Origin of the sequence: Mycobacterium sp. 852002-51971_SCH5477799-a, assembly GCF_001667145.1 — a bacterium.
GTDB lineage: Bacteria > Actinomycetota > Actinomycetes > Mycobacteriales > Mycobacteriaceae > Mycobacterium.
Genome location: NZ_LZIF01000039.1, coordinates 52,062 through 76,457, shown reverse-complemented (window position 1 = coordinate 76,457; position 24,396 = coordinate 52,062). Strand labels below are relative to the sequence as shown.

Sequence of the window (24,396 nt, the reverse complement as noted above, 5' to 3'; positions counted from 1 at the left end):
CCAGCAGAAGGGAAGCTATGGCCAACGAATCCGGACTTGCTTACGTCAACGGCGGAACCCCCGAGGCAGAGATGGTGCGGCCCTATTACCAAGCGGTCGGCAGCGAAGAGGCCGTCTTCAAGGCGGCCTACCGCCAGGGTCTGTCGCTTCTGCTGAAGGGTCCGACGGGGTGCGGCAAGACCCGATTCGTCGAGGCGATGGCGTACGACCTGGGCCGTCCGCTGATCACCGTCGCCTGTCATGACGACCTCACCACCGCGGACCTGGTTGGCCGGTATCTGCTGCGCGGTGACGAGACCGTGTGGGTGGACGGCCCGCTGACCCATGCGGTGCGTGAAGGGGCGATCTGCTACCTCGACGAAGTGGTGGAAGCCCGGCAGGACACCACCGTGGTGCTGCATCCGCTTTCCGACTATCGACGACAGCTGCCGATCGAGCGGCTCGGTGTGACGCTGGACGCGGCGCCCGGATTCGGCCTGGTCGTTTCCTACAACCCCGGCTATCAGAGCGTGCTGAAGGATCTGAAGGATTCGACACGGCAGCGGATGGTCGCCATCGAATTCGATTTTCCCGCAGCCGATATCGAAGAAGGCATCGTGGCGCACGAGGCGGGCGTGGACGGGTCCACCGCGGCGGAACTGGTCCGTTTCGGGCAGGCCATCCGCCGGCTGGAAACCGGCGGACTGCGCGAGGTCGCGTCGACGCGGGTGCTGATCGCCGCTGGCAGGCTGGTCGCCGAGGGTCTGAGCATGCGTGAGGCCGCCCGCGCCGCGATCGCGGGCCCGCTGACCGACGACGTGGCGGTGGGCAAGGCGCTGGGCGAAATGATCGAGATTTACCTGGCGCCGGGCGCCGGATGATTGACGCATCATACCGCCCCCGCTAGGGTCTGAACAAATATTAGGTTTTATGGGATCGGCGTTGCGCAAAGCCAGTCCACTGGGAGGTCGGATGTCCTACGAGAGCAGCGCAGAGCCGATCAAGGTCGGTTATCTGATGGACTTCACCCTCCCCCCGGGATTCCCCGAGGAGCTGTTCGCCTCCTTCACCCAGACGTTCGACCTCATCTTCGAACAGGCGGTCACCGAGGGACTGATGGACCGTCCCGTGCAGATGATCTACCGCGAGGTGGAGGGTCTGCCCAAGGGTTCGGTCAAGGCGGTCATCGATGCGTATGGCGAGCTCGTCGACGAGGGCTGCCTGGTGGTCTTCGGTCCGAACATCACCGATAACTGCGTGCCGTTGCGCGAAGCGATCGAGGAGCGGTTCAAGGTGCCCGCCATCAGCGTCACCGGCACCGACGACTGGCTGGGCGAGTGGACCTTCGCGTTCCCCCAGGGATCGATGACCGATGAGCCGATCTTCCTGGCCGACCTCATCGCCAAACGCGAACTCACCGAAATCGGAGTTTTGGTCGAGCAGAGCCTCATTGGCGAGAGCTACCTGAAGAACCTGCGAACTGCCTGTCGGCGCAAAGGGATTCGCATCGTGGCGGAGGTTTCGATCGCCCAGACGGCGCAGGACATCAACGCCGCGGTCCAGACGCTTCACGAGGCCAAGGCCGAGGCGATCGTGCATTTGGGATTCGGATTCGGAATCGTGTTCATCAACCCGGCGCTCGAGTCTCTCGGTTGGGACCCGCCCCGCTTCACCACCACCGCATGGCAGAACGCCTGGGTCAACCCGATCATGTGGAGCGCGTTCATGGGATGGACCGGTGTCGACCAATACGACGAGGCGAACCGGATCGGCCAGGACTTCCTCGACACCTACGCGAAGAAGTACAACGGCAGTCGCCCCGAGTTCTGCGTGACCGTGGTGAACCGCGACGTCGCTGCGACGCTTGTTCGCGCATTCACCGATGCCCATCCGCTGAGCCCGCGCGGCGTCAAGGAGGCTCTGGAGCGGGTCAAGATGATGCCCGCCGCCTCTGGCGCTCCCGGCACCCGGGTGTCCTTCGGCAAGTGGACGCGGCGCGCCTGGATGGGCGCCGGCTACCTGGTGGCACGCACCCTCGATGCCGACGGCGTGAACTCGCATCTGGTCGATCGCTTCGGAGAGGAAGGCTGACTCTTGAGCACGAACCCGTCCACCGAGCAAACCACATCGCCTGCCGCGCAGCAGGAATCGTCCCTCCCGCAGCGAAAAGCCAAGCGTAGCTGGGGTGGTTGGATCGCCGGTGCGGCCCTGGCGGCGTTCGCGCTGTTCTTCATCGCTAATTGCCGTGTGGCCCTTGATCCTCGCGTCGCGAACCCGAACGTGCAGGGTCGGCCCCGCCCGGCGAAGTTCACGTTCGGGCTGGACTACATCACCTTCCTGGACTGGGCCACAGTCGTGGCGCTGATTGTGCTGTTGGTCGTCTTCATCAGGGGCTGGCGCCGCAATCCCGGTAGCCCGGCGATGTTGATGTTCCTGTGCACCACCCTGATCGTGTGGCAGGACCCGATCATGAACTGGTCACCATTCGCGGTCTACAACCCCGACCTCGTGCACTGGCCGGAATCCTGGCCGCTGGTGTCGTTGTCGCCGACGGTCGAACCGTTCGTGGTCTTCGGCTACGTGATGTTCTACTTCGGTCCCTACTTCCCGGCGGTCTGGATCCTGCGCAGACTGCAGGCGAAGTATGGGCCCGCCAGTTACGTGTCGCGGCATCCGTTGGTCAGCCTGGGTCTGATCACGCTGGTGATCGGTTTCATTTTCGATGCTTTCCTGGAAAACATTCTGGTCCACTGGGGCATGTACATCTACTCGCAGGTGATCCCGTGGGGATCGGTGTTCACCGGCACCACCTTCCAGTTCCCGCTGATTTGGGAATCGTTCTCGGTGTGCTTCGTGATGGTGCCGGCCGCGATCCTGTGCTATCGCGATGACACCGGCAAGTCGGTGGCCGAAAAGCTTGCCGCGAAAGCGAAGTTGTTCCCGACGCGCCCGGTGCTGGGAACGTTCCTGGTGATGTTCGTCATCATCAACGTGTCCTACTTCGCCTACGGCGGCTGGTTCTGGGTCATCAAGGTCAGCCATGCCGCCACCTCGGTGGCCTGCCCGTGGCCATATCCAGAGGCGAAAGTGTATGATCCGCAAGGCTATTACGAGAAGGCGGGCGCTCAGGGCCCCTACTCGGTCGGCATCTGGTCGACATGGGCGAGCGGGGAACCCAACGGCCGGCCGCACGTCCAACCACCGCCGGCCGGTCAAGGCGCCTGTGCCGCCCAGGGCAAGGATGGCTGAGCCCCGCACGGTCGTCATCACCGGTGCGTCCCGCGGACTGGGCTTCGCCTCGGCCGTGCGGATGTACCGGGAGGGGTGGCGCGTGGTCGCGGCCATGCGGACGCCCGACCAGAGAATGCCGCTGCTGCGCAAGGCTATTCAGGATCGGGGCCTGGGCGCCCCCGACGACGAACGGTTGATCGGCGTCCAGCTCGACCTGACGGACGGCGCGTCAATCGCCCTGGCGGCGAAGACAATCGAAGAAACAGTGGGCGCCCCGTACGCACTGGTGCACAACGCGGGGATCTCGGCCGCCGGCATGGTCGAGGAGACCGACATGGCGCTGTGGCAGCGAATGCTTGCCACCAGCGTCCTGGGACCCGTCACCCTCACCCAGGCTCTGCTGCCGTCGATGCGGGCGGCGGGCCAGGGGCGCATCGTCCTGGTGTCCAGCGCGGCCGGTGTGCGGGGCCAGCCCGCCACCGCGCCGTACTCGGCGGCCAAGGGGGCGCTGGAGCGGTGGGGAGAGTCGATGGCGTGTGAGATCGCGCCGTTCGGTCTCGGTGTCACGGTCCTGGTGGCCGGCACGTATGACACCGAGATCATCACCGACGCCGGGACCACGGACAACCGCAACTTCGGCGGCCCGTACGCCCGGCTGCACACCACCATGAACAGCCGCGGGCGCTTCGCGATGAAATTGGCGCGGCCACCCGAGCGGTTCACCGACGGCCTGCTCAAGGCGATCGACGATCAAGGCGCATTTCGCCGCCGAGGCATCGGCCCAGACGCTTCGATGCTGTTGGTGGCCAACAGGATTCTGCCGGCGTCGGGCATGCACCACCTGTCGCGGATCGTGCTGGGCATTCCCAAGCAGGGCTCGATGCGCGACGGCGCGTGGCCGTTGACGACAAGTCAAAAGGCGATGGTCTTCGCCGCCCGTGCTCTTCCGCAGCCGGTACTGCAGCGGTTGGCCGCGCTGGCGGGGCGGTTCTCGTCGCAAAAGAATGCGGCACCGCAAGGGGATTGAAGGGACAATCATGGAACAACTTTTCGACGACCTAGAGGATTTCGGCGCCTTCGACGACGCGATTTCCGGTGACGTGCGTGACCCGTACACCGAATTGGCGCGGATACGCAACGAAGAGCCGGTGCAGCGACTCGAGACGTCGGGAGCGTTGCCGCACGAGGAATCGCTGCCGATGTTCATCGTGTACCGCCACGAGGACATCCAGCAGATGCTGCGCGACAACGAGACGTTTTCGTCCTCGGCGGTGATCGCGGCGTTCGGCCCGGTGCTGGGCGAGGGCGTGATGCTCGGCATGGACGAGCCGATCCACGGGCGGCTGCGCTCGCTGGTCTCAAAGGCGTTCTCGCAGAAGTCATTGGCGCGCTGGCAGGATGAGCTGGTCGGTCGCGTGGCCAACGGCCTGATCGACAAGTTCGCACCCAACGGGAAGGCAGACCTGGTCAAGGAATTCACCTTCGACTACCCGAGCCAGATCATCGCCGGATTGTTGGGCTTGCCGGAAAAGGATTATCCGCAGTTCCAGCGGTGGTCGATTTCGCTGCTGAGCTGGCTGATGAACCCCGAACGCGGGCTGGCGGCCTCAGCAGCCCTGTGCGAATACTTCGCGCCGATACTCGAGGCCCGCCGGGCCGAGCCGAAGGACGACCTGATCAGTGCCCTCGGTGCGGCGGAGATCGACGGGGAGAAGCTCGCGGACGAGGAGATCTTCTCGTTCCTGCGGCTGCTGCTGCCCGCCGGCGTCGAGACGACCTACCGGGCGCTGGGCAGCCTGCTGTTGGCGCTCCTGTCGGATCCTGAGCAGCTGGACGCGATCCGCGTGGATCGATCGCTGCTGCCCCAGGCCATCGAGGAGGGCGTGCGGTGGGAAGCACCGTTGTTGACGATCACTCGGGTGGCCACCCGCGACACGGAACTCGGCGGTGTGGCGATTCCGGCCGGCGCGACGGTGATGCCCATGCTGGGTTCGGCGAACCGGCAGGACGATCGCTATCCCGATCCGAATACCTTCAACATCCACCGGGAGGCCCGGGCGAACCTAGCCTGGGGTCATGGCGTGCACGTCTGCCTCGGCATGCACCTGGCGCGGCTCGAGATGCGCACCGCCATCAACCTTTTGCTCGACCGGCTGCCGAACCTGCGGCTTGACCCCGACGCGGACGACCCTCATATCCGCGGCCAGGTGTTCCGGTCGCCGACGGCGGTTCCGGTGCTGTTCGACCCCGAATAACCCGCCCGGGAAGACACTCCACTTGCCAATCGGCTAGTTTCCAGTAAGGCTCCCCGTAGGGTAACCAGCGCTGTACGGGACGCCCCTCTACCGAGTCAGAAGAGAGTGACAGATATGACTGAGGCTGTAAAGGTCCGCTTCGAGCCGAAGATGATGATCGACGGCAAGCTCGTCGAAGGCCAGGCCGGCACCTTCACCAACATCAACCCCGCCACCGAGGAGTCCCTCGGCGAGGTTTCGGACGCCTCGAAAGAGGACATGCACCGGGCCATCGACGCGGCCCGGCGCGCCTTCGACGAGACCGACTGGTCGACCAACAAGGAGCTGCGCAAGCGCTGCCTGCTGCAACTGCACGAGGCGATCGAGTCCGAGATCGACGAGCTGCGCGAGGAGCTCATCCTCGAGGTCGGCTCGCCCCGGGCCATCACCTTCGGCCCCCAGCTCGACGCGCCGCTGGAAGACGGGCTGAAGTATCCCGCCCGCCTGATCGACGAGTACGCCTGGGAGACCGACCTCGGCGACAAGGTCATCAGCCTCACCGGCACGCTCACCACCCGCAAGGTGTGGCGCGAACCGGTCGGCGTGGTCGGTGCGATCGTGCCGTGGAACTTCCCGTTCGAGGTCACCCTCAACAAGCTCGGCCAGGCGCTGGGCACCGGCAACACCGTGGTACTCAAGCCGGCTCCCAACACGCCGTTCAACGCGAACCGGCTCGGCCGGCTCATCGCCGAGAAGACCGACATTCCCGCCGGCGTCGTCAACGTCGTCACCGCCTCGGATCACTTCGTCGGCGAGGAGCTCACGCTGTCGCCCAAGGTCGACCTGATTTCGTTCACCGGCTCCACGGTGGTCGGCAAGCGCATCATGGAAAAGGGCGCGGCCACCATGAAGCGGCTGTTCCTCGAACTCGGCGGCAAGTCGGCCACCATCGTGCTGGAGGACGCCGACTTCGGGACGGCGTGCATGGTCGGCATCGCGCCGTGCATGCATGCCGGGCAGGGTTGCGCCAACCCGACCCGGTTGCTGCTGCCGCGGTCGCGTTACGACGAGGGCGTGGAGATCCTCAAGAACATCTACGAGAACGTCACGTGTGGCGACCCGCAGGATCCCGGAACGCTGTGCGGCCCGGTGATCTCGCAACGGCAGTACGACCGGGTGACCGGCTACATCAAAAAGGGCGTCGAGGAAGGTGCGACCGCGCTGGTCGGCGGTCCCGACGCCCCGACCGGTTTCGACAAGGGATATTACGTCCGCCCAACGCTTTTCACCAACGTCGACAACAAGATGACCATCGCGCAGGAGGAGATCTTCGGCCCGGTGCTGTCGGTCATCCCGTTCGACGACGAGGAAGACGCGATCCGGATCGCCAACGACAGCGTGTACGGGTTGGCCGGCAACGTCTTTGCGGGTTCGCTCGAGCGGGCGCTGTCCGTGACGCGCCGGATCAAGGCCGGCTTCATGGGCGTCAACGGTGGCGCCCCGTACGGCGCCGACACACCGTTCGGTGGCTACAAGGAAAGCGGCGTGGGACGTCAGAACGGTATTGCGGGCTTCGATCAGTACACCGAGATCAAGTCGGTCGCATACCCTGCCGGCTAAATCACCTTTCGACGAGATTGCCGTCGGGTCGCGGTGTCGGGCTTAGGCGCGGCCGTGGCGGCAATCTCGTTGCGGTAATGCCCTATGCGCGTGGACCGCGAATTCGTCTTCGCCGCCGTCGCCGACGAGCGACGTGGCATCGCAAGTCTGCTGGACGGATTGGACGCCGAACAATTGGCGACGCCGAGCCTGTGTGCGGGCTGGGATGTCAAGACGGTGGCGGCTCATGCGGTCAGCACCGCCACTGATGGCACCCCCACCTTCCTGCGGCTCGCGCTGCGTCGGAGGAGCATGGCTCGCGCGATCGACGAATTGGCCCGCCGCCGTGCCGAATTGCCGGCCGCTGAGATCGTAGCCAGTTTGCGCCAATGCGCGGATCGCCGGATCGATCCGCCACTGTTCGGACCGCTGGACCCACTGGCGGATGTCTTGGTGCACAGCGGTGACATCCGAATCCCGCTTGGACTGCCATTCCAGCCCGATCTGCTGCGAGCAGCATTGGCCATGGACTTCTTGACCGGCTGGTGGCCGTTCGGTTTCGTCCCCCTTGGGCGATTGCGTGGAATCAGCCTGCGCGCCGCTGATATTGGCCGGGTATGGGGGAGGGGTGCAGAAATTTGCGGACCGGTGGCCGCCCTGATGATGGCCGTCGCCGGCCGCACTGCGCTCGTGCCCATGCTCGACGGGCCGGGCCTGCCGCGGCTTGTCCAGCGATTGTCCGGGTAGACCGCATTGATCTCGACTGCCGGCTTGACCTAATATTTGTTCGGCTTTAGATTGGCAGGTGAAGTTGCGTCGCCCGGGTTGACGTTGGTGGGGTGGTTACCTGGATGCCTAGGAGTCCTGTTGAGCGAATTCGAATCGGTCGATTTCTTCACTGACCTGTCCCTGATTCCGGACCCGTACCCCTACTTCGACCATCTGCGCGCGCGTTGCCCGGTGCTGGCGCGACCCGACCAGGGCGTCATGGCGGTGACGGGGCACTCCGAAGCGCTCGCGGTGTACAAAGATCCGGCGTTCTCGTCGTGCGTCTCAGTCGCCGGCCCGTTTTCGGGATTGCCGTTTGAGCCCGAAGGCGACGACATCGGCCACTTGATCGAACAGCACCGCTCGCAGATCCCGATGAGCGAACACATCGTGACTCAAGACCCACCGGAGCACGCCCGGACGCGGGGTCTGCTCAGCCGCTTGCTAACACCTAAGCGGCTCAAGGAAAATGAAGACTTCATGTGGCGACTCGCCGACCAGCAGCTCGATGAGTTCGTGTCCCGCGGCCGTTGTGAATTCCTCGACGAGTACGCGCGACCATTCTCCGGGTTGGTGATCGCCGACCTCCTGGGAGTCCCGGTCGAGGACCACAAAGAGTTTCGGGACGTGTTCTCGGGCAAGTTCTCCGGTGGTGTCGAGGACGACTCGGTGACCCGCGCGCACAATCCGCTGGAATACCTCGACGCGAAGTTCACCACCCACATCACCGAACGCCGTCGACAGCCACGCGAAGACGTGCTGACCGAGTTGGCCCAGGCGAAGTATCCCGACGGCTCGACGCCGGAAGTTATCGACGTGGTCCGGCTGGCGACGTTTCTGTTCGCGGCCGGCCAGGAAACCACCACCAAACTGCTCAGCTTCGGGATGCGCACGCTCGCCGAAAACCCGGACTTGCAAAAGCTGCTCCGCGAAGACCGTAGCCGGATATCGAATTTCATCGAAGAGACACTGCGCATGGAAAGCCCGGTCAAGTGCCACTTCCGGATGGCGCGCCGGACGACCTCGATCGGCGACATCGATATCCCGGCGGGGAGCACGGTGATGCTGCTGCCCGGTGCGAGCAATCGGGATGCGCGAAAGTTCGAGCGGCCGGATGAGTTTCGCATCGACCGGCCGAATGTCCGCGAGCATGTGGCCTTCGGTCGTGGCAATCATTCGTGCCCGGGCGCTCCGCTGGCCCGCGCCGAGGGGCGGATCTCGCTGAACCGCATACTCGACCGGATGGCGGACATCGCCATTACGGAGGCCGCGCACGGGCCGTCGGACGCCCGTCGTTACACCTATGACCCGACCTGGCAGATGCGGGGCCTGTCCGAGTTGCACCTCGAATTCACCCCGATTCCGTGACCGCCGACGATTTCGGTGAGTGGGATCCCGGCTTTACCGAGCGCCTGATCACCGCGGCAGAACCACTGGCACGGCGCTGGTTTCGCTTCGAAGTGCGTGGGCTGGAATCGATGCCGCCCGATGGCGGTGCCCTGATCGTCGGCAACCACTCGGGCGGCATGCTCACGCCCGACGTGCTGATCTTCGCCGCGGCGTTTTACCGCAGATTTGGCTACGAGCGTCCGCTGTACACCCTCGGCCACGACGGGATGTTCGTGGGGCCGATGTCAGGATGGCTGGCCCGCCTTGGCCTCATTCGCGCCACCTCGAAAAACACCGCGCGGGCTCTGCGGGCCGGTGGTGTGGTGCTGGTGTTTCCGGGCGGAATTTACGACGCCTACCGACCGACGCTGGCGGAGAACGTCATCGATTTCAACGGCCGGACCGGATACGTCAAGGCCGCGAGCGACGCGCATGTACCGATCGTGCCGCTGGTCTCGATCGGCGGGCAGGAAAGCCAGTTGTTCCTCACGCGCGGCACATGGCTGGCGAAGCGCCTTGGCCTGTCGCGCTGGCGATCCGACATCCTGCCCATCACGGTGGGTTTTCCGTTCGGGCTGAGCATGATCATGCCGCCCAATCTGCCGCTGCCGACGAAAATCGTCAGCGAGGTCTTAGAACCGATCGATGTCGTCACCCAATTCGGCGACAAGCCTGCCGCCGCCGATGTCGACGCGCAGGTCCGCGCGGCGATGCAGAAGACCCTGGACCGGCTGGCCCGCGAGCGGCGCTTCCCTGTGCTGGGGTAGGGCCAATCGGACGGAACCGTGCTAGCCCATTGGCTTGACAGCGGCGGGTGGCATGGCGCTCTGCACAACGGCCACCTCATCGGGAAAGCCTGCAGCAGTCCGGATCTCGCAGAATGCGCTGACCATGGCGTCAGTGAGTTCATGGGTGTCGCCGAGGGTGCGGTCGTCGGCGATCACCGATATGTTGAGCTGATCGACATAGCTCCATACGGTGATATTGATGGCGCAGGCGGTGATCAGCGGACCGGCCGAATAGATCTCGCTGACCGGGGCACCGACGAACCTGCCGCGTTCACGCGGCCCCATGACGTTGGAGATCGGGATGTTGAACAGCCTGTTTCCGGTGTTCCGTCGGGCCAGCCATCTGAACGCAAGAGGGGCCGCGGCGCCCGGTAGGTAGCTGATCAGTCTGCCATACAGCGCGGGGCCGAACAGCTCGTTGTTCTCCTTGGCGATTGCGGTGCTCATCGCCGTCAGCCGCACCCGCTCCAGCGGATCGCCGATGTGCGTCGGCAGCGACACTGCCATGCCACCGAGCTCGTTGCCGCTGATCCGTTGTGGCGACCTATCCGTCGTGGCCGGGACCGAAGCGACCAGCGGTTGGGCCGCGCTGCCGTCATAGCGGAAGAGCAGTTCGCGCAAGGCACCCGCGGCGATTGCCATCACCATGTCGTTGATGGTTATCTGCAGATGTTTACCCGTCTCTTTGACCTGAGCCAGCGACAGGGTCGTGGTGGCGAAAGTCCTTGCCGAAGAGACCTTGTGGTTGATGAACGTCGGTGGCGCGTGCAACATGCGGGCAAGGTCTGGCTGCCTACCGCGCTGCCTGGTGCGCTGCCGCAGCCGTCGCGCCCCGGCTAGCGCCTCGGCCATCACTCCAGGTAATGCGCTGGCCTGCCGGACGTGATCCTCCGCGGCGGCGCGCAGCAGTTCCACCGTCGAGGGCGAAGCGCAGGTTGTGTCATTGTCGCGGTCGTCCTGCACCGGGCCGGGCAGGTCCATGATCCTGGTCAGCAGATTGGCGGAGGCAACGCCGTCGGCCAGGGCATGGTGAATCTTGCCGATGATTGCGACTTTGTGATCGGCCATGCCTTCGGCGAAGTGGAACTCCCACAACGGACGGTCGCGATCCAGTGGAATGCTAGCGATCTGCCCGATCACCTCGTCGAGCTCCCGGCGCCCACCCGGGGCGGGCACCTGAACGCGCCGCGCATGATAGTCCATATCGACTTCGCAATTCTGCAACCACATCGGATGATGCAACCGCCATGGGATGTCGATTAGCTTGTAGCGCAACGGATCCAGCCGGTGCAGTCGCCGGCGTAGCGTGTGCCGAAATAGGTCGAAGCTCAGGTCGCCGTCAAAGTCGGCGGCGTCGACGATCGCCACCTTCAGCGTGTGGGTATGCAGGTTCGGCGTCTCGCTGTACAACAGCATCGCGTCCATACCGTTGAGCCGCTTCACTCGACCATTATTGCCCTGCGCCGCGGGCGATGAGAACAAAATTCTGGTTCGCAGCCCAGCTCCGATGCCTGCAGCTGGACGCAAAACCACCCCGGGCTTCGCCCGCCCAACCCCTTGGTTGACAATCGACGCAAGACTCCACTCTTTCGAAGTCCACATGTCAAAGGAGACAAGACCATGGCTGAAGCCGTCATCGTCGAGGCAGTGCGTTCCCCGATCGGCAAGCGCAACGGCGGATTGTCCGGGGTACACGCGGCGGATCTGTCCGCACAGGTGCTCAACGGCCTGGTCGACAAGGCCGGCGTCGACCCGGGCCTGGTCGACGACGTCATCTGGGGTTGCGTCATGCAGGCCGGTGAGCAGGCCCTCGACATCGGCCGCACCGCACTGCTGACGGCCGGCTGGCCCGAAACCGTCCCGGGTGTGACCGTGGACCGCCAGTGCGGCTCGAGCCAGCAGTCCATCCACTTCGCGGCCGCCGGCGTCATCGCCGGGCACTACGACGTCGTCGTCGCCGGTGGTGTCGAGTCGATGTCGCGGACCCCGATGGGGGCATCGCTGGCCAACGGCGGGCGCCCGTACCCCGAGGCCTTCCTGGACCGCTTCGAAGGCCAGATCCCCAACCAGGGCATCGGCGCGGAGATGATCGCCGAGCAGTGGGGATTCGATCGCACCGCGCTCGACCAGTTCTCCCTCGATTCTCACGAAAAGGCTGCTGCCGCACAGGATTCCGGCGCCTTCGACGACCAGATCGTGGGCATCAAGGATCAGGACGGCAACGTGGTGCTCAAGGACGAGGGCATCCGCCGAGGCACGCCGATGGAGAAGATGGCCTCGCTGAAGCCGGCGTTCAAGGAGGACGGCGTGATTCACGCCGGCAACTCGTCGCAGATCTCCGACGGTTCGGCGGCGATCCTGTTCATGTCCGCCGAGAAGGCCAAGGAGCTGGGGCTCAAGCCGATTGCCAAGGTGCACACCGCATCCCTGGCCGGCGCGGACCCGGTGATCATGCTGACGGCGCCGATCCCGGCGACCCAGAAGGTGCTCAAGCGCTCCGGGCTGTCCATCGGCGACATCGGCGCCTACGAGGTCAATGAGGCGTTCGCGCCGGTTCCGCTGGCCTGGCTCAAGGACATCGGCGCCGACGAGAAGAAGCTCAACCCCAACGGCGGTGCCATCGCGTTGGGCCACCCGCTGGGCGGATCCGGTGCCCGGATCATGACCACCCTGCTGTACCACATGCGGGACAAGGGAATTCAGTACGGTCTGCAGACCATGTGCGAGGGTGGCGGCCAGGCCAACGCCACCATCGTGGAACTGTTGTGACGGAGGCGCCGGGGGCCCTGGCCGAGCGCCGGGGCAACGTGATGGTGATAACCATCAACCGGCCGGAAGCCCGCAACGCGGTGAACGCTGCCGTCAGCATCGGCCTCGGGGATGCGCTCGAAGAGGCGCAGCACGACGCCGAGGTGCGGGCGGTGGTGGTCACCGGCGCGGGGGATAAGTCGTTCTGCGCCGGGGCCGACCTCAAGGCGATCGCGCGGCGGGAGAACCTCTATCACCCGGATCATCCCGAGTGGGGCTTCGCCGGATATGTCCATCACTTCATCGACAAGCCCACCATCGCCGCGGTCAACGGCACCGCCTTCGGCGGTGGCACCGAGCTTGCGCTGGCCAGCGATCTGGTGGTGGCCGACGAACGCGCGCAGTTCGGCCTGCCCGAGGTCAAGCGGGGATTGATCGCTGCCGCCGGGGGCGTATTTCGCATCGCCGAGCAGTTGCCGCGCAAGGTGGCGATGCGGCTGCTGTTGACCGGCGAGCCGCTCAGCGCGGCCGCCGCCTGCGAATGGGGCCTGATCAACGAGGTCGTCGCGCAAGGCTCGGTGCTGGACGCCGCGCTGGAGCTGGCCGCGCGGATCACGGTGAACGCGCCGCTGTCGGTGCAGGCCAGCAAGCGGGTCGCCTATGGCGTCGATGACGGCGTCGTGGTGGACGACGAACCGGGCTGGGAGCGCACCATGCGCGAGATGAAGACCCTGCTGAAGTCCGAGGACGCCAAAGAGGGACCGCGGGCGTTCGCCGAGAAGCGCCAGCCGGTCTGGAAGGCGCGCTAGTGGCGATCGCGAGCGCGGCGCGGCCGGGCGAAGCGGGTCGCCCCCATCAGGACTAGCTCGCCAGGATGTTGACGCCGCGGCCGAACGCCGCGGGTAGCAGCGTGCACGTCGGCACGACGGCGCGCCGCATGGCCCGCGGCGAGCTGGCCAGCACCAGCGCGCGGGTGAGCAGCCGGTAATCGCGGGTGATCCGGTGCCACGCCTGCTCGTAGGACGCCGGCGTCTCGTTGACGATGGCGTCGACGGCCGCGGCGGCCTGCTTGAGCGCCAGGCTGATGCCCTCGCCGGTAAGGGCGTCCTCGTAGCCGGCCGCGTCCCCGACCAGCAGGACCCGCCCCGCGACCCGGCGGGAAACCACCTGTCGCAAGGGGCCGCAGCCGCGGGGGTGTCCCGAGTCGGCGCCGCGCAGCCGGCGGGCCAGCCGCGGGAACCAGGCCAGGTCGGGCCGACCGCGCGACAGGATCGCCACACCCACCAGGTCGGGTTCGACCGGCGTCACGTAGGCCTCACCCCAGCGCGACCAATACACCTCGACGAATTTCGACCAGGCCGGCACCCGGTAGTGCCATCGCACCCCGTAGCGGCGCGGCGTCCCCGCCGTCACCGTGATCCCGGCGGCGCGCCGGACCTGTGAATGCAGGCCGTCGGCTCCGACCATCCATCTCGCGCGCACACCGGCGGCCGAGACGCCGTGGGCGTCTTGCGCCACACTCGTCACCCGCGTGCGGATCCAATCGGTGTCTTGTTCTTTCGCGCGCGAGGCCAGCGCCGCATGCAGAGTGGTGCGACGCACGCCGCGGCCCGGCCCACCCCGAAAGCGCGCCTGGGCCCGCCGTCGTTCGCTGACGTAGGCGATCCCGTGAAACGGCATGCCGACGGGATCCACACCCAGCGAGGTCAGTTCGGCCAGGCCCCCGGGCATCAGCCCCTCGCCACACGCTTTGTCGATGGGGCTGTCCCGCGGCTCGGCCACGATCACCGAAAGTCCGTGCCGGCGAGCGTGTAAAGCCGTGGCCAGGCCGCCGGGGCCACCGCCGACGATCAGCAGGTCCGCGTCGTAGTCGGTCACGTGTAACCCAACGCGGAGTTCTCCACCTGCACCCGCACCCTGAGCAGCGCGGCGTTGGCCAGCGTGAAGACGGCGGCTGTCAGCCAGGCCGTATGCACCAATGGCAACGCAAACCCCTCAGCCACCACTGCAACGTAGTTCGGATGGTGCAGCCACCGGTAGGGGCCCTGACGCACCAATGGGGCCCGCGGCAGAACGATCACCCGGGTGTTCCACCGCCGGCCCAGCGTTGCGATGCACCACCAGCGCAACGCTTGGCTGGCCATCACCACCGCAAGCATCGGCCAGCCCAGCCAGGCGATGAACGGCCGGTGCAGCGCCCACGGCTCGATGAGGCAGCCGACCAGCAACCCGGAGTGAACGATCACCATGACCGGATAGTGGGATCGGCCAAACTCTGTGGCGCCCTGGGTGAACGACCAGCGCGCGTTGCGGGTGGAGACCACCAGTTCCGCGACGCGTTCGAGTCCGACCGCCAGCACCAGCAGGTAATACATGGCTACAGTCTTTACCAGCCATACCGGCCCCGCAGCACCAGCTCCATCGTCGGCGGATCGGCGACGGTCAGCGCACGGGTGGCTTCAGTTTGGGTATAGCGGATGGATGGAAACTGCATCGCACGGCCGGCGACGGACGGACTTTTCACCGCAACGCCCATCGACCCGCCGAAATCTCCGCCTGCCTTCATGTCGGGGTGACGGCGACGCCGCGCCGCCGGTTCATCCGCCGGCCGCGCTGCCGGGCCGCTAGGGTCTCCGGTATGCGGGCTCTGGTCACCGGTGCCACCGGTTATGTGGGATCACGCCTGGTCACCGCGCTGCTGGACGATCAGCACCAGGTCGTGGCCGCGACGCGAAACCCGTCGCGCCTCAAGCAATTCGGCTGGTTCGACGACGTCACGCCGGTGAGGTTGGACGCCGCCGACCCCGAGACACTTGCCTCCGCGTTCGCCCAATGCGGTCCCGTCGACGTGGCGTATTACCTGGTGCATGCGATCGGGCAGCCGGGATTTCGCGACGCCGACAAGACCGCGGCGGCGAACTTCGCGGCGGCGGCTCGCGACGCCGGGGTGCAACGCATCGTCTACCTGGGCGGCTTCGTCCCCGCGGACGAAGACCTATCCGAGCACTTGACCAGCCGGGCCGAGGTGGCCGACGCGCTCACCATCCCGGACGGTCCGGAGCTGGTGTGGCTGGGGGCGGCGATCATCATCGGCGCCGGCTCGACGTCGTTCGAGATGATGCGCTACGTCGGCGACCGTTTTCCGCTGATCCCGATCCCGAGCTGGATGGACAACCCGATCGACCCGATATCTATCCGCGACGTCCTGCACTACCTCGTCGCCGCGGCCGATCGCGACGTGGTGCCCGCCGGGGCGTACGACATAGCCGGCCCGAACACCACGTCCTACCGGGACCTGCTCAGGGCGTATGCACGCGTGTCCGGCCGCTGGCACACCGGACTGCCGGTCGGCAGGATCGACACCACGCTGGCGTCGCTGATCACGGGCGTCGCTCTGCCGGTGCCGCCGGGGTTGGCGGGCGATTTGGTCGAATCGCTAGACCACCCGATGGTGGCTTCCGCCAGCGGGCTGCGCGATCGCGTTCCCGACCCGCCCGGCGGCCTGCTCGGCATCGACGAGTCCATCGCCCTGGCCCTGGCCGGCCACTCCACGCACCGGCCGCGTCCGGTCAATGCCCTGGCCGACCCGCACCACCTCGCCAACACCGATCCCGACTGGGCCGGCGGCGACGCGCTGCGCATCCGCCGGCTCGCCCGTCGGGTCACCCCGTCGGTCGTGCGGCCGACCCTGGGGCTGGTGAACAGGGTTCCCGGTCCGGTGGCCGGAGCCGTGCGCACCGGCCTTGACATCCTGATCGCCCTAACCCCGAAGGTGCGCCCTGCATGACCCAGTCGACGAGTCAATCTCAATCTCACACCGGCGTCGTCACCGAGCTACGCCGTGCAATCACCAATGTTGCTGTGCCCCATAATGAGCCGCCCGGCGTGGTACGGCGTCGGCGGATCATGGTGGCCATCACATTGGCGGTGGGCGCCGGCGTGCTTGGGTTCTCGTTGCGGCGGCATCCGGGGGATGCGAGCTTTTACTGGCTGACGCTGGTGCTGGCGGCGGTGTGGACCGCCGGAGCGCTGGTATCCGGCCCACTGCACCTGGGCGGCATCTGTTGGCGAGGGCGCAACCAGCGGCCGGTCATCACCGGCACCGGGGTCGGCCTCCTGGTGGGTGGCGCGTTCATCGTGGGAGGACTGATCGTCCGCCAGATCACGCCCGTGGCGGAGCTGATCACCCGGGTGCTGCTCTACGCGCACCACGGGTGGTATCCGGTGATCGTGGGAATCACGCTGATCAACGGCATCGCCGAGGAAGTGTTCTTTCGCGGCGCGCTCTACACCGCCCTGGGCCGCCACCATCCGATCGTCATCTCGACCTTCCTGTATACGTGCGCGACGCTGGCCAGCGGCAACCTAATGCTCGGTTTCGCCGCGATCATCCTGGGGATGGTGTGCGCGTTCGAGCGCCGGGCCACCGGCGGCGTCCTGGCGCCGGTGCTCACTCATCTGGTGTGGGGGCTGATCATGGTTCTCGTGCTGCCCCCGATGTTCGGCGTCTGACCTCACTATCCGCGGACGCGATGACGTCGCGGGCCACAGCGCGCGTCGCGGCCGAGTGGACGGGCCGAACGAAGAACCAGTACACCTGCCCGGGTATGCCCCTCGGCAGAAAGGTAGACCGCTGGGTATAGCGGGCGCCGCTGCCGTCTTGGCCGGTGACCGCAATCTCGAGCCACTCGCGTCCCGGGGCTCGCTTGGTGGAGCGCAGCCGCAACAGGTTTCCCGGCGTGCGCTCGTCGACTTTCCAGTCGGCCGCCCGCGAGTTCACGACGTCCTCCACCGCCGTCCAGACATCGCCGGGCTCCGCGGCGGTGGCGGCGGTGCGCACCTCGGTGTAGATGATCTCGCCCGCCCAGTCCGGGTCCGTAGGCAGTGGCTCGGCCGGCTCGGACCGCAGCGACGACCAGGACGCGTCGGGCAGGCCGCGGCTGGCGCGGTGCAGCGCCAGCTCGACGGCGCGACGGTAGCCGGTCAGCCCGCCCGGCGGTGGAGCGATGATGCCGTCGATGTCCGAATTGCGCATCACCGCATCGCATTCCAGCGATTCGACCAGCGGCCGCGCCAGCCCGGACGGAATCGGGGTCACCGTCCCCACCCAGAGGCTGGCGATCGCCGGGGTCAGGAACGGCAGCACGAACAGGTAGCGCTTGCCCAACCCCGCGACCTCGGCGTAGACCCGCATCATGTCGCCGTATTCCAGCACGTCGGAGCCGCCGATGTCCCAGGCGCGCGACTCCGGGACTGGGGCCGTTGCCGCCGCGGCCAGGTAGTACAGCACGTCGCGGACCGCGATCGGCTGGATCTTGTTGTGCACCCACTTCGGGGTGGTCATCACGGGTAACCGGTCGGTGAGGTGCCGGATCATTTCGAACGACGCCGACCCAGAGCCGATGACCACCCCGGCCTGCAACACCACGGTCTCGATGCCGGAGTCGATCAGCGCGTCCCCGACCGCCTTGCGTGACGCGAGATGCGGTGAGAGATCGCTGTCTTCGGGATGCAGCCCGCTCAGATACACCACCCGCCGGACCCCGGCGCGCCGCGCGGCCGTCACGACGTTGCCGACGGCGCGCGTTTCCTCGGCGACGAAATCTTTCGAGCTGCCCATCGAATGGACGAGGTAGTACACCACGTCTATGCCGTCGAACGCAGCGATCAGGGACTCGAGGTCGCCGAGGTCCCCGCGCGCCACCTCCGCCCGTTGTCGCCACGGCACCTGCGCCAGCTTGTCGGGGTTGCGCGCCAAGGCCCGGACGCGATGGCCCTCGTCGAGGAGCCGGGGCACCAGGCGCCCGCCGATGTAGCCGGTCGCTCCGGTAACCAGGCACCGCACCTGTTCGGGCATCGATCCTCCGTCGTTCGTCAGCGGGTCTGACGGGGAGGATTACCTCATCGAAGGCGGCTTAAGCGTTGCCGCCGATGAGCGCACCTGGTTTCAGCGGTCGGTGAAATTGGCGGTGCGCCGTTGCTGGAAGGCGGTTGCGCCCTCGACGAAGTCGGGGGATTTCAGCAGCACGGACTGGCCGTCGAACTCACGCTGCAGGGCGGGGTCCAACTCGGTCAGCGTGGCGGCGTTGATCGCCAGCTTGGTCTTGGCGAAGGCCACCGCCGGACCGCTCAACAGCCGGGCGATCACCTTGTCCACTTCGGCATCGAAGTCGCCGGCCGGATAGACCGCGGTGACCAGGCCCCACGACAAGGCCTCCGCGGCGCTAAGCCGTTCCGGAAGCAGCGCCATTTGCATGGTCCTGATCCGGCCGATCGCGGCCGCCACCAACGCCGACGCACCACCGTCGGGCATCAACCCGATCTTTGTGAAGGCGAGCATGAAAAACGCGCTCTCCGAAGCCAATACGACGTCACACGCAAGGGCGATGGAGACGCCGACGCCGGCCGCGGGTCCCTGGACCACGGCGACCACCGGGTGCGGCAGCGCGGCGATCCCGCGCACCAGCCGGTTGATCTCGAGGATGATCTCGTCCGGCGGGACGCCGCCGCCGGAGACGTCGTCGGCGCTGATGCCCGCACCGGAGCTGAAGCCGCGTCCGGCCCCGCCCAACCGCACCACCTTGACCTCGGGGTCGGTGGCCGCGTACTCCATCGCGTCCGCGATTCCGGTGATCACCGGAACGGTCAGCGAATTCAGGCTGTCGGGTCGGTTGATGGTCACCGACAGCACGCCGTCGGACAGCGTGACGTCAAGGCCTGCGACGGGTGTCAGGGTGGCGATCGCGGATGAAGTCATCGGCTCACCATAAGTGACCGGGGTGTGCGGCCTTTCGGCACGGCTGCGAAGATGTCGAACGACCGGTTGTTTGGTTGCGAACGGTCAAGGGGCGTCAAAGCGGACGAAAGGTCGGTGGATCGTGGCTGGACCGTTGAACGGGCTGCGTGTTGTCGAGTTGGCCGGCATCGGCCCCGGGCCGCACGCCGCGATGATCCTGGGGGATCTGGGCGCCGACGTCGTGCGTATCGATCGCCCGTCTTCGGGTCCTGGGGGAGTCGCCAAGGACGCCATGATGCGCAACCGGCGGGTGGTGACCGCCGACCTGAAGTCCGACGAAGGGCGCGGCCTCGTCCTCAAACTGATCGCCAAGGCCGACGTGCTGATCGAGGGCTACCGCCCGGGCGTCACCGAGCGGCTCGGCCTGGGGCCCGAGGACTGCGCCGCGGTCAACGACAGGCTCGTCTACGCCCGGATGACCGGCTGGGGCCAGACCGGCCCTCGCAGCCAGCAGGCGGGTCACGACATCAACTACATCTCGCTGAACGGCATCCTGCATTCGATCGGCCGGGCGAACGAGCGGCCGGTGCCGCCCCTGAACCTGGTCGGTGACTTCGGCGGCGGCTCGATGTTCCTGCTGCTCGGCATCCTGTCCGCCCTGTGGGAGCGGCAGACCTCCGGCAAGGGGCAGGTTGTCGACGCCGCGATGGTGGACGGCTCGAGCGTGCTGATCCAGATGATGTGGCAGATGCGTGCCTCCGGGATGTGGACCGACGCGCGCGGCACCAACCTGCTCGACGGTGGCGCCCCCTATTACGACACCTACGAATGCGCCGACGGGCGCTACGTCGCGGTCGGCGCCATCGAACCGCAGTTCTACGCCGCGATGCTGGCCGGCCTCGGCCTGGACGGCGCCGACCTGCCCGGACAGAATGACGTCGGCCGCTGGCCCGAGCTGCGGGCCCTGCTGACCGAGAAGTTCGCAAGTCAGGACCGCGACCACTGGGCCAAGGCGTTCGCCGACTCCGATGCGTGCGTGACGCCCGTGCTGGCCTTCGGCGAGGTGCAGACCGAGCCGCACATCACCGAGCGCAACACGTTCTATGAGGTCAACGGGGGCCTGCAGCCGCTGCCCGCGCCGCGGTTCTCCCGCACCGCTCCGGAGACGCCGCGGCCCGCGGCGCCGGTGACCGACGCCGAAGTCGTCCTCAGGGACTGGGTATAGTCCCAACCAACCAGTTGGCTGGACTCGAGCGAATCAGGAAGGAGTCGGATGGAGATCAAAGACGCCGTTGCCGTCGTCACCGGGGGAGCGTCAGGCCTGGGCCTGGCCACCACCAAGCGATTGCTCGACCGCGGTGCTCAGGTGGTGGTGATCGATCTGCGTGGCGAGGAAGCGGTCCGTGAACTGGGCGATCGCGCGCGCTTCGTCGAGGCCGACGTCACCGACGAGGCCGCCGTCGGCAAGGCGCTGGACGCCGCGGAGTCGATGGGCACGCTGCGAATCAACGTCAACTGCGCCGGCATCGGCAACGCCATCAAGACCCTGTCCAAGGACGGCCCGTTCCCGCTGGACGGGTTCAAGAAGGTGATTGGGGTCAACCTGATCGGTACCTTCAACGTCTTGCGGCTGGCCGCCGAGCGCATCGCCAAGACCGAGCCAGTCGGCGAAGAGCGTGGCGTCATCATCAACACCGCATCTGTCGCCGCATTCGAGGGCCAGATCGGCCAGGCCGCCTACTCGGCGTCCAAGGGCGGCGTCGTGGGCATGACACTGCCGATCGCGCGCGACCTGTCCCGCGAGCTCATCCGCGTCGTGACCATAGCGCCGGGCCTTTTCAAGACCCCGCTGCTGGGATCGCTGCCCGAGGAGGCGCAGGCGTCGCTGGGCAAACAGGTGCCGCACCCGGCCCGGCTTGGCGATCCCGACGAGTACGGCGCCCTGGCCGTCCACATCGTCGAGAACCCGATGCTCAACGGCGAGGTCATTCGCCTGGACGGCGCCATTCGCATGGCGCCTCGCTGAGCCGCACCGCCCCCGGACAAAACGAATGCCCCCCGCATCGGCGGGGGGCATTCGTGACAACCAGGATGAATGGTTACTTGCGGAACCATCGACTGACATTCGGTTCGGCCATCAACAGCCGAGCAAGCATGCTCATGGCCGCCTCAGCTCGCGGCTTGCAGTTCGTCGAACTGCTCCGAGGTCTCGCCTTCCACCAGGACGTCGCCGTGGTAGAGGGCATCGAAGTCAACTTTGATGACGTCGGCACTTGTGTCGTCGATCCACATGACACTGAGCGTATGGGCCACCATTAAGGAATCTTTGAGTCACGATTCGGAAAACCTTGGCAATTTACCGGCCAGTAGGTTGACCGGCGTCCACCACGCGATTTGGGCCGTGAGCTGCTTACTTGTCGCACATTTTCTGGCCGGACTCTTATGGTCCAAACGGTTTGAAAAGCGGTGTTGAACCATTCGGGCGGGCGCTGCGTGTTAAACGCAGTGCACTGTTTGACGTGTGCACATTAGCGTTTGTTAGGTTGTCGCGGCCAAGCGAGCGGCCAGCGCAATGGGGCACCGGCAGCGGAGGGGCTTGAAATGCTGCAGAAAACCGCCCGAGTCGCGATCAGGGCGCCCCGCCGCATCATCGCCATCGGTGTCCTGGTTTTCATCGCCGCCGCCGTCTTCGGCGTTCCCGTCGCCAAGAGCCTGTCGCCCGGTGGCTTTCAGGACCCGAACGCCGAGTCGGGCCGCGCCATCAGCGTGTTGAGCGACAAGTTCGGCCAGAGCGGCCAGCAGGTGCTGATCCTGGTGACCGCGCCGGGTGGCACCAACAGCGAACCGGCCCGCAAGGTGGGCGCCGACCTCGTCGACGGGCTGCGCAAGTCCCCACTGGTCTACATCGTCTCCTCGCCGTGGACCGCGCCCCCACCGGCTGCGGCGGACCTGGTGAGCCGCGACGGCAAGTCCGGACTGATCGTGGTCAACCTCAAAGGCGGCGAGGACTATGCCCAGAGCAACGCCCAGACGTTGGCGGACCAGTTCGTCCACGACCGCGACGGCGTCACCGTGCGGGCCGGCGGCCAGGCGATGCAGTACGCGCAGATCAACACGCAGAACCAGGCCGACCTGCTGTCGATGGAGTTGATCGCCCTGCCGCTGAGCTTTTTGGTGCTGATCTGGGTGTTCGGCGGGCTGCTGGCAGCGGCGTTGCCGATGACGCTGGGCGCGCTGGCCGTCGTCGGTTCGATGTCGGTGTTGCGCCTGATCACTTTCACCACCGAGGTCTCGATCTTCGCCCTCAACCTGAGCACCGCTCTGGGCCTGGCCCTGGCCATCGACTACACCCTGTTGATCGTCAGCCGCTATCGCGACGAGTTGGCCGAAGGCCGCGACCGCGACGAAGCGCTCATCCGGACCATGGCCACCTCCGGCCGCACCGTGCTGTTCTCAGCGGTCACCGTGGCGTTGTCGATGTCGGCGACGGTGGCGTTCCCGATGTACTTCCTCAAGTCGTTCGCCTACGCCGGCGTGGCCACCGTTGCCTTCGTCGCGGCCGCCTCGATCGTGATCACCCCGGCCGCGATCGTCCTGCTGGGCCCCCGCCTGGACGCCCTGGACGTGCGCCGCCTGGCGCGGCGGATATCGCGGCGCCCCGAACCGGTGCAGGGGCCCGTCGAGCTGGGGTTCTGGTATCGATCCAGCAGGTTCGTGATGCGCCGCTGGGCGCCGATCGGCCTGACCGTCGTCGCTTTGCTGTTGTTGCTCGGGTATCCGTTCCTCCGTGTGACCTGGGGCTTTCCGGACGATCGGGTGCTGCCGCGGTCAGCGTCGTCGCATCAGGTCGGCGACCGGCTGCGCAACGATTTCGCGCACGATTCGGCGACGTCGGTGCCCGTCGTCATCCCCGACGCCACCGGCCTGAGCCCGTCGGACTTCGACCACTACGCCGCTGATCTGTCGCGCGTTGCCGACGTCTCGGCGGTGTCAAGCCCTGGCGGCACCTTCACGGCGGGCAACCGCGTGGGACCGCCCGCCGGGCCGACCGGGGTGGCCGGCGGCAGCGCGTTCCTGACCGTCAGCAGCGCGGCGCCGCTGTTTTCCCAGGCGAACGGCGCCCAACTCGGCCGGTTGCACGAGGTGCCCGGGCCCGCGGGCCGAGCCGTCGAGATGGGCGGACTGGCGCAGGTCAACCGCGACAGCGTCGATGGCGTGACGGACCGGCTACCGCTGGTCCTCGGGTTGATGGCGGCGATCACCTTCGTGCTGCTGTTTCTGCTCACCGGCAGCGTGCTGCTGCCTGCCAAGGCGCTGGCCTGCAACATCCTGTCGCTGACGGCGGCGTTCGGCGCGCTGGTGTGGATCTTTCAGGACGGCCATCTGGGTGCGCTGGGAACGACGCCGAGCGGAACGCTGGTGGCCAACATGCCGGTGCTGCTGTTCTGCATCGCCTTCGGGTTGTCCATGGACTACGAGGTGTTCCTGCTGTCCCGGATCCGCGAGTACTGGCTGGCGTCCGGTGCCGCCCGACCGGCGAAGCCGACGGCAAAGCAGGCCCACGCGGCCAACGACGAGAGCGTGGCGCTCGGCGTCGCCCGCACCGGCCGGGTGATCACCGCGGCCGCCTTGGTGATGTCGATGTCGTTCGCCGCGCTGATCGCGGCGCACGTCTCGTTTATGAGGATGTTCGGCCTCGGCCTGACGCTCGCGGTGTTCGCCGACGCCACCCTGGTGCGGATGGTGGTCGTTCCGGCCTTCATGCATGTGATGGGGAAGTGGAATTGGTGGGCGCCCAAACCCCTGGCGTGGCTGCACGACCGGTTCGGCATCAGTGAGAAAGCGACCGCAGAGACCGTCGAACGCCTCGAGCCGACCGGAATACCCGCCGAACTCCCCGAGCCGGTGGCCAATATCGGTTAGC

Annotated in this window: 23 protein-coding genes; 16 read left to right on the top strand and 7 right to left on the bottom strand. The window is 66.6% G+C overall.

What is annotated here, in order from left to right; genetic code table 11:
- Positions 1-17 precede the first annotated feature (17 nt).
- The 9 genes from A5753_RS03895 (at position 18) to A5753_RS03855 (ending at position 9,967) form a co-directional block, all read left to right on the top strand.
- A complete protein-coding gene (locus A5753_RS03895) occupies positions 18-860 on the top strand; it encodes a CbbQ/NirQ/NorQ/GpvN family protein (protein WP_067123624.1) in 843 nt (280 codons plus the stop codon).
- 91 nt (positions 861-951) lie between these two features.
- Positions 952-2,070 (top strand): ABC transporter substrate-binding protein, encoded by a 1,119-nt coding sequence (locus A5753_RS03890; RefSeq protein ID WP_067123622.1) that lies wholly within the window; start codon positions 952-954, stop codon positions 2,068-2,070.
- A 3-nt stretch (positions 2,071-2,073) separates the two neighbouring features.
- Positions 2,074-3,228 (top strand): spirocyclase AveC family protein, encoded by a 1,155-nt coding sequence (locus tag A5753_RS03885; RefSeq protein WP_067123621.1) that lies wholly within the window; start codon positions 2,074-2,076, stop codon positions 3,226-3,228.
- The gene (locus tag A5753_RS03880; protein ID WP_067123619.1) at positions 3,221-4,237 is read left to right on the top strand and encodes an SDR family oxidoreductase; all 1,017 of its coding nucleotides are present in this window, start codon (positions 3,221-3,223) and stop codon (positions 4,235-4,237) included. Before A5753_RS03885 ends, A5753_RS03880 begins: the two co-directional genes overlap by 8 nt.
- Positions 4,238-4,247: 10 nt before the next feature.
- The gene (locus A5753_RS03875; RefSeq protein ID WP_067123616.1) at positions 4,248-5,465 is read left to right on the top strand and encodes a cytochrome P450; all 1,218 of its coding nucleotides are present in this window, start codon (positions 4,248-4,250) and stop codon (positions 5,463-5,465) included.
- Between the two features lie 114 nt (positions 5,466-5,579).
- Positions 5,580-7,064, top strand: coding sequence for an aldehyde dehydrogenase family protein (locus tag A5753_RS03870; protein ID WP_067123614.1), 1,485 nt, complete (start codon positions 5,580-5,582; stop codon positions 7,062-7,064).
- A gap of 90 nt (positions 7,065-7,154) precedes the next feature.
- Positions 7,155-7,790, top strand: a complete 636-nt coding sequence (locus A5753_RS03865) for a maleylpyruvate isomerase family mycothiol-dependent enzyme (protein ID WP_082971163.1) — start codon at positions 7,155-7,157, stop codon at positions 7,788-7,790.
- A gap of 120 nt (positions 7,791-7,910) precedes the next feature.
- Positions 7,911-9,179 (top strand): cytochrome P450, encoded by a 1,269-nt coding sequence (locus A5753_RS03860; protein ID WP_067123610.1) that lies wholly within the window; start codon positions 7,911-7,913, stop codon positions 9,177-9,179.
- Positions 9,176-9,967: a lysophospholipid acyltransferase family protein gene (locus A5753_RS03855; RefSeq protein ID WP_082971160.1), complete on the top strand. Its 792-nt coding sequence runs from the start codon at positions 9,176-9,178 to the stop codon at positions 9,965-9,967. The genes A5753_RS03860 and A5753_RS03855 overlap by 4 nt, the downstream gene beginning before the upstream one ends.
- Positions 9,968-9,988: 21 nt before the next feature.
- On the opposite strand, the gene A5753_RS03850 is transcribed toward A5753_RS03855, so the two are convergent.
- On the bottom strand, positions 9,989-11,431 hold the full coding sequence (locus A5753_RS03850) for a wax ester/triacylglycerol synthase family O-acyltransferase (RefSeq protein WP_067123606.1): 1,443 nt from the start codon (positions 11,429-11,431) through the stop codon (positions 9,989-9,991).
- A 177-nt stretch (positions 11,432-11,608) separates the two neighbouring features.
- On the opposite strand from A5753_RS03850, the gene A5753_RS03845 reads away from it, so the two are divergent.
- Together A5753_RS03845 and A5753_RS03840 are read left to right on the top strand one after the other, a co-directional pair.
- Positions 11,609-12,757 (top strand): thiolase family protein, encoded by a 1,149-nt coding sequence (locus A5753_RS03845; RefSeq protein WP_067123604.1) that lies wholly within the window; start codon positions 11,609-11,611, stop codon positions 12,755-12,757.
- On the top strand, positions 12,754-13,545 hold the full coding sequence (locus tag A5753_RS03840; RefSeq protein ID WP_067123602.1) for a crotonase/enoyl-CoA hydratase family protein: 792 nt from the start codon (positions 12,754-12,756) through the stop codon (positions 13,543-13,545). Before A5753_RS03845 ends, A5753_RS03840 begins: the two co-directional genes overlap by 4 nt.
- A 52-nt stretch (positions 13,546-13,597) precedes the next feature.
- Here the strand turns inward: A5753_RS03840 and A5753_RS03835 are convergent, their stop codons facing one another.
- Genes A5753_RS03835 through A5753_RS03825 form a run of 3 tightly spaced genes read right to left on the bottom strand, consistent with a single transcriptional unit; the run spans position 13,598 to position 15,260 of the window.
- Positions 13,598-14,614, bottom strand: a complete 1,017-nt coding sequence (locus A5753_RS03835; RefSeq protein ID WP_067123600.1) for an NAD(P)/FAD-dependent oxidoreductase — start codon at positions 14,612-14,614, stop codon at positions 13,598-13,600.
- Complete coding sequence (locus A5753_RS03830; RefSeq protein WP_067123598.1) at positions 14,611-15,111, bottom strand: isoprenylcysteine carboxyl methyltransferase family protein; 501 nt, start codon at positions 15,109-15,111, stop codon at positions 14,611-14,613. The genes A5753_RS03835 and A5753_RS03830 overlap by 4 nt, the downstream gene beginning before the upstream one ends.
- Positions 15,112-15,122: 11 nt before the next feature.
- Positions 15,123-15,260: a hypothetical protein gene (locus tag A5753_RS03825; protein WP_156655930.1), complete on the bottom strand. Its 138-nt coding sequence runs from the start codon at positions 15,258-15,260 to the stop codon at positions 15,123-15,125.
- 114 nt (positions 15,261-15,374) lie between these two features.
- Here A5753_RS03825 and A5753_RS03820 point away from each other — a divergent pair, with 114 nt between their 5' ends.
- Positions 15,375-16,523 carry an NAD(P)H-binding protein gene (locus tag A5753_RS03820; protein ID WP_067123594.1) on the top strand — a complete coding sequence of 383 codons (1,149 nt, stop codon included), beginning with the start codon at positions 15,375-15,377 and terminating at the stop codon, positions 16,521-16,523.
- The gene (locus A5753_RS03815) at positions 16,520-17,248 is read left to right on the top strand and encodes a CPBP family intramembrane glutamic endopeptidase (RefSeq protein ID WP_067123592.1); all 729 of its coding nucleotides are present in this window, start codon (positions 16,520-16,522) and stop codon (positions 17,246-17,248) included. Before A5753_RS03820 ends, A5753_RS03815 begins: the two co-directional genes overlap by 4 nt.
- Here A5753_RS03815 and A5753_RS03810 read toward each other — a convergent pair.
- Both A5753_RS03810 and A5753_RS03805 read right to left on the bottom strand, forming a co-directional pair.
- On the bottom strand, positions 17,211-18,593 hold the full coding sequence (locus A5753_RS03810; protein WP_067123590.1) for a DUF2867 domain-containing protein: 1,383 nt from the start codon (positions 18,591-18,593) through the stop codon (positions 17,211-17,213). The genes A5753_RS03815 and A5753_RS03810 overlap by 38 nt on opposite strands.
- Positions 18,594-18,683: 90 nt before the next feature.
- Complete coding sequence (locus A5753_RS03805; RefSeq protein ID WP_067123587.1) at positions 18,684-19,493, bottom strand: enoyl-CoA hydratase; 810 nt, start codon at positions 19,491-19,493, stop codon at positions 18,684-18,686.
- 121 nt (positions 19,494-19,614) lie between these two features.
- Here A5753_RS03805 and A5753_RS03800 point away from each other — a divergent pair, with 121 nt between their 5' ends.
- Together A5753_RS03800 and A5753_RS03795 are read left to right on the top strand one after the other, a co-directional pair.
- The gene (locus A5753_RS03800) at positions 19,615-20,697 is read left to right on the top strand and encodes a CaiB/BaiF CoA-transferase family protein (RefSeq protein WP_067123585.1); all 1,083 of its coding nucleotides are present in this window, start codon (positions 19,615-19,617) and stop codon (positions 20,695-20,697) included.
- 48 nt (positions 20,698-20,745) lie between these two features.
- On the top strand, positions 20,746-21,498 hold the full coding sequence (locus A5753_RS03795) for a 3-hydroxyacyl-CoA dehydrogenase (RefSeq protein ID WP_065056030.1): 753 nt from the start codon (positions 20,746-20,748) through the stop codon (positions 21,496-21,498).
- Positions 21,499-21,641: 143 nt separating this feature from the next.
- Here A5753_RS03795 and A5753_RS25025 read toward each other — a convergent pair whose 3' ends face one another.
- A complete protein-coding gene (locus tag A5753_RS25025) occupies positions 21,642-21,764 on the bottom strand; it encodes a hypothetical protein (RefSeq protein ID WP_156655929.1) in 123 nt (40 codons plus the stop codon).
- A gap of 309 nt (positions 21,765-22,073) precedes the next feature.
- Between A5753_RS25025 and A5753_RS03790 the strand changes: the two genes are divergently transcribed.
- Complete coding sequence (locus tag A5753_RS03790; RefSeq protein WP_082971159.1) at positions 22,074-24,395, top strand: MMPL family transporter; 2,322 nt, start codon at positions 22,074-22,076, stop codon at positions 24,393-24,395.
- The last annotated feature ends 1 nt before the right edge of the window (position 24,396 follow it).

Excerpts from the sequence above, each read along its gene's own strand:
- A5753_RS03895 (WP_067123624.1), top strand. The coding sequence starts at position 18 with ATGGCCAACGAATCCGGACTTGCTTACGTCAACGGCGGAACCCCCGAG.
- A5753_RS03890 (WP_067123622.1), top strand. The coding sequence starts at position 952 with ATGTCCTACGAGAGCAGCGCAGAGCCGATCAAGGTCGGTTATCTGATG.
- A5753_RS03880 (WP_067123619.1), top strand. The coding sequence starts at position 3,221 with ATGGCTGAGCCCCGCACGGTCGTCATCACCGGTGCGTCCCGCGGACTG.
- A5753_RS03875 (WP_067123616.1), top strand. The coding sequence starts at position 4,248 with ATGGAACAACTTTTCGACGACCTAGAGGATTTCGGCGCCTTCGACGAC.
- A5753_RS03870 (WP_067123614.1), top strand. The coding sequence starts at position 5,580 with ATGACTGAGGCTGTAAAGGTCCGCTTCGAGCCGAAGATGATGATCGAC.
- A5753_RS03845 (WP_067123604.1), top strand. The coding sequence starts at position 11,609 with ATGGCTGAAGCCGTCATCGTCGAGGCAGTGCGTTCCCCGATCGGCAAG.
- A5753_RS03830 (WP_067123598.1), bottom strand. The coding sequence starts at position 15,111 with ATGTATTACCTGCTGGTGCTGGCGGTCGGACTCGAACGCGTCGCGGAA.
- A5753_RS03820 (WP_067123594.1), top strand. The coding sequence starts at position 15,375 with ATGCGGGCTCTGGTCACCGGTGCCACCGGTTATGTGGGATCACGCCTG.
- A5753_RS03815 (WP_067123592.1), top strand. The coding sequence starts at position 16,520 with ATGACCCAGTCGACGAGTCAATCTCAATCTCACACCGGCGTCGTCACC.
- A5753_RS03810 (WP_067123590.1), bottom strand. The coding sequence starts at position 18,593 with ATGCCCGAACAGGTGCGGTGCCTGGTTACCGGAGCGACCGGCTACATC.
- A5753_RS03805 (WP_067123587.1), bottom strand. The coding sequence starts at position 19,493 with ATGACTTCATCCGCGATCGCCACCCTGACACCCGTCGCAGGCCTTGAC.
- A5753_RS03795 (WP_065056030.1), top strand. The coding sequence starts at position 20,746 with ATGGAGATCAAAGACGCCGTTGCCGTCGTCACCGGGGGAGCGTCAGGC.
- A5753_RS25025 (WP_156655929.1), bottom strand. The coding sequence starts at position 21,764 with ATGTGGATCGACGACACAAGTGCCGACGTCATCAAAGTTGACTTCGAT.
- A5753_RS03790 (WP_082971159.1), top strand. The coding sequence starts at position 22,074 with ATGCTGCAGAAAACCGCCCGAGTCGCGATCAGGGCGCCCCGCCGCATC.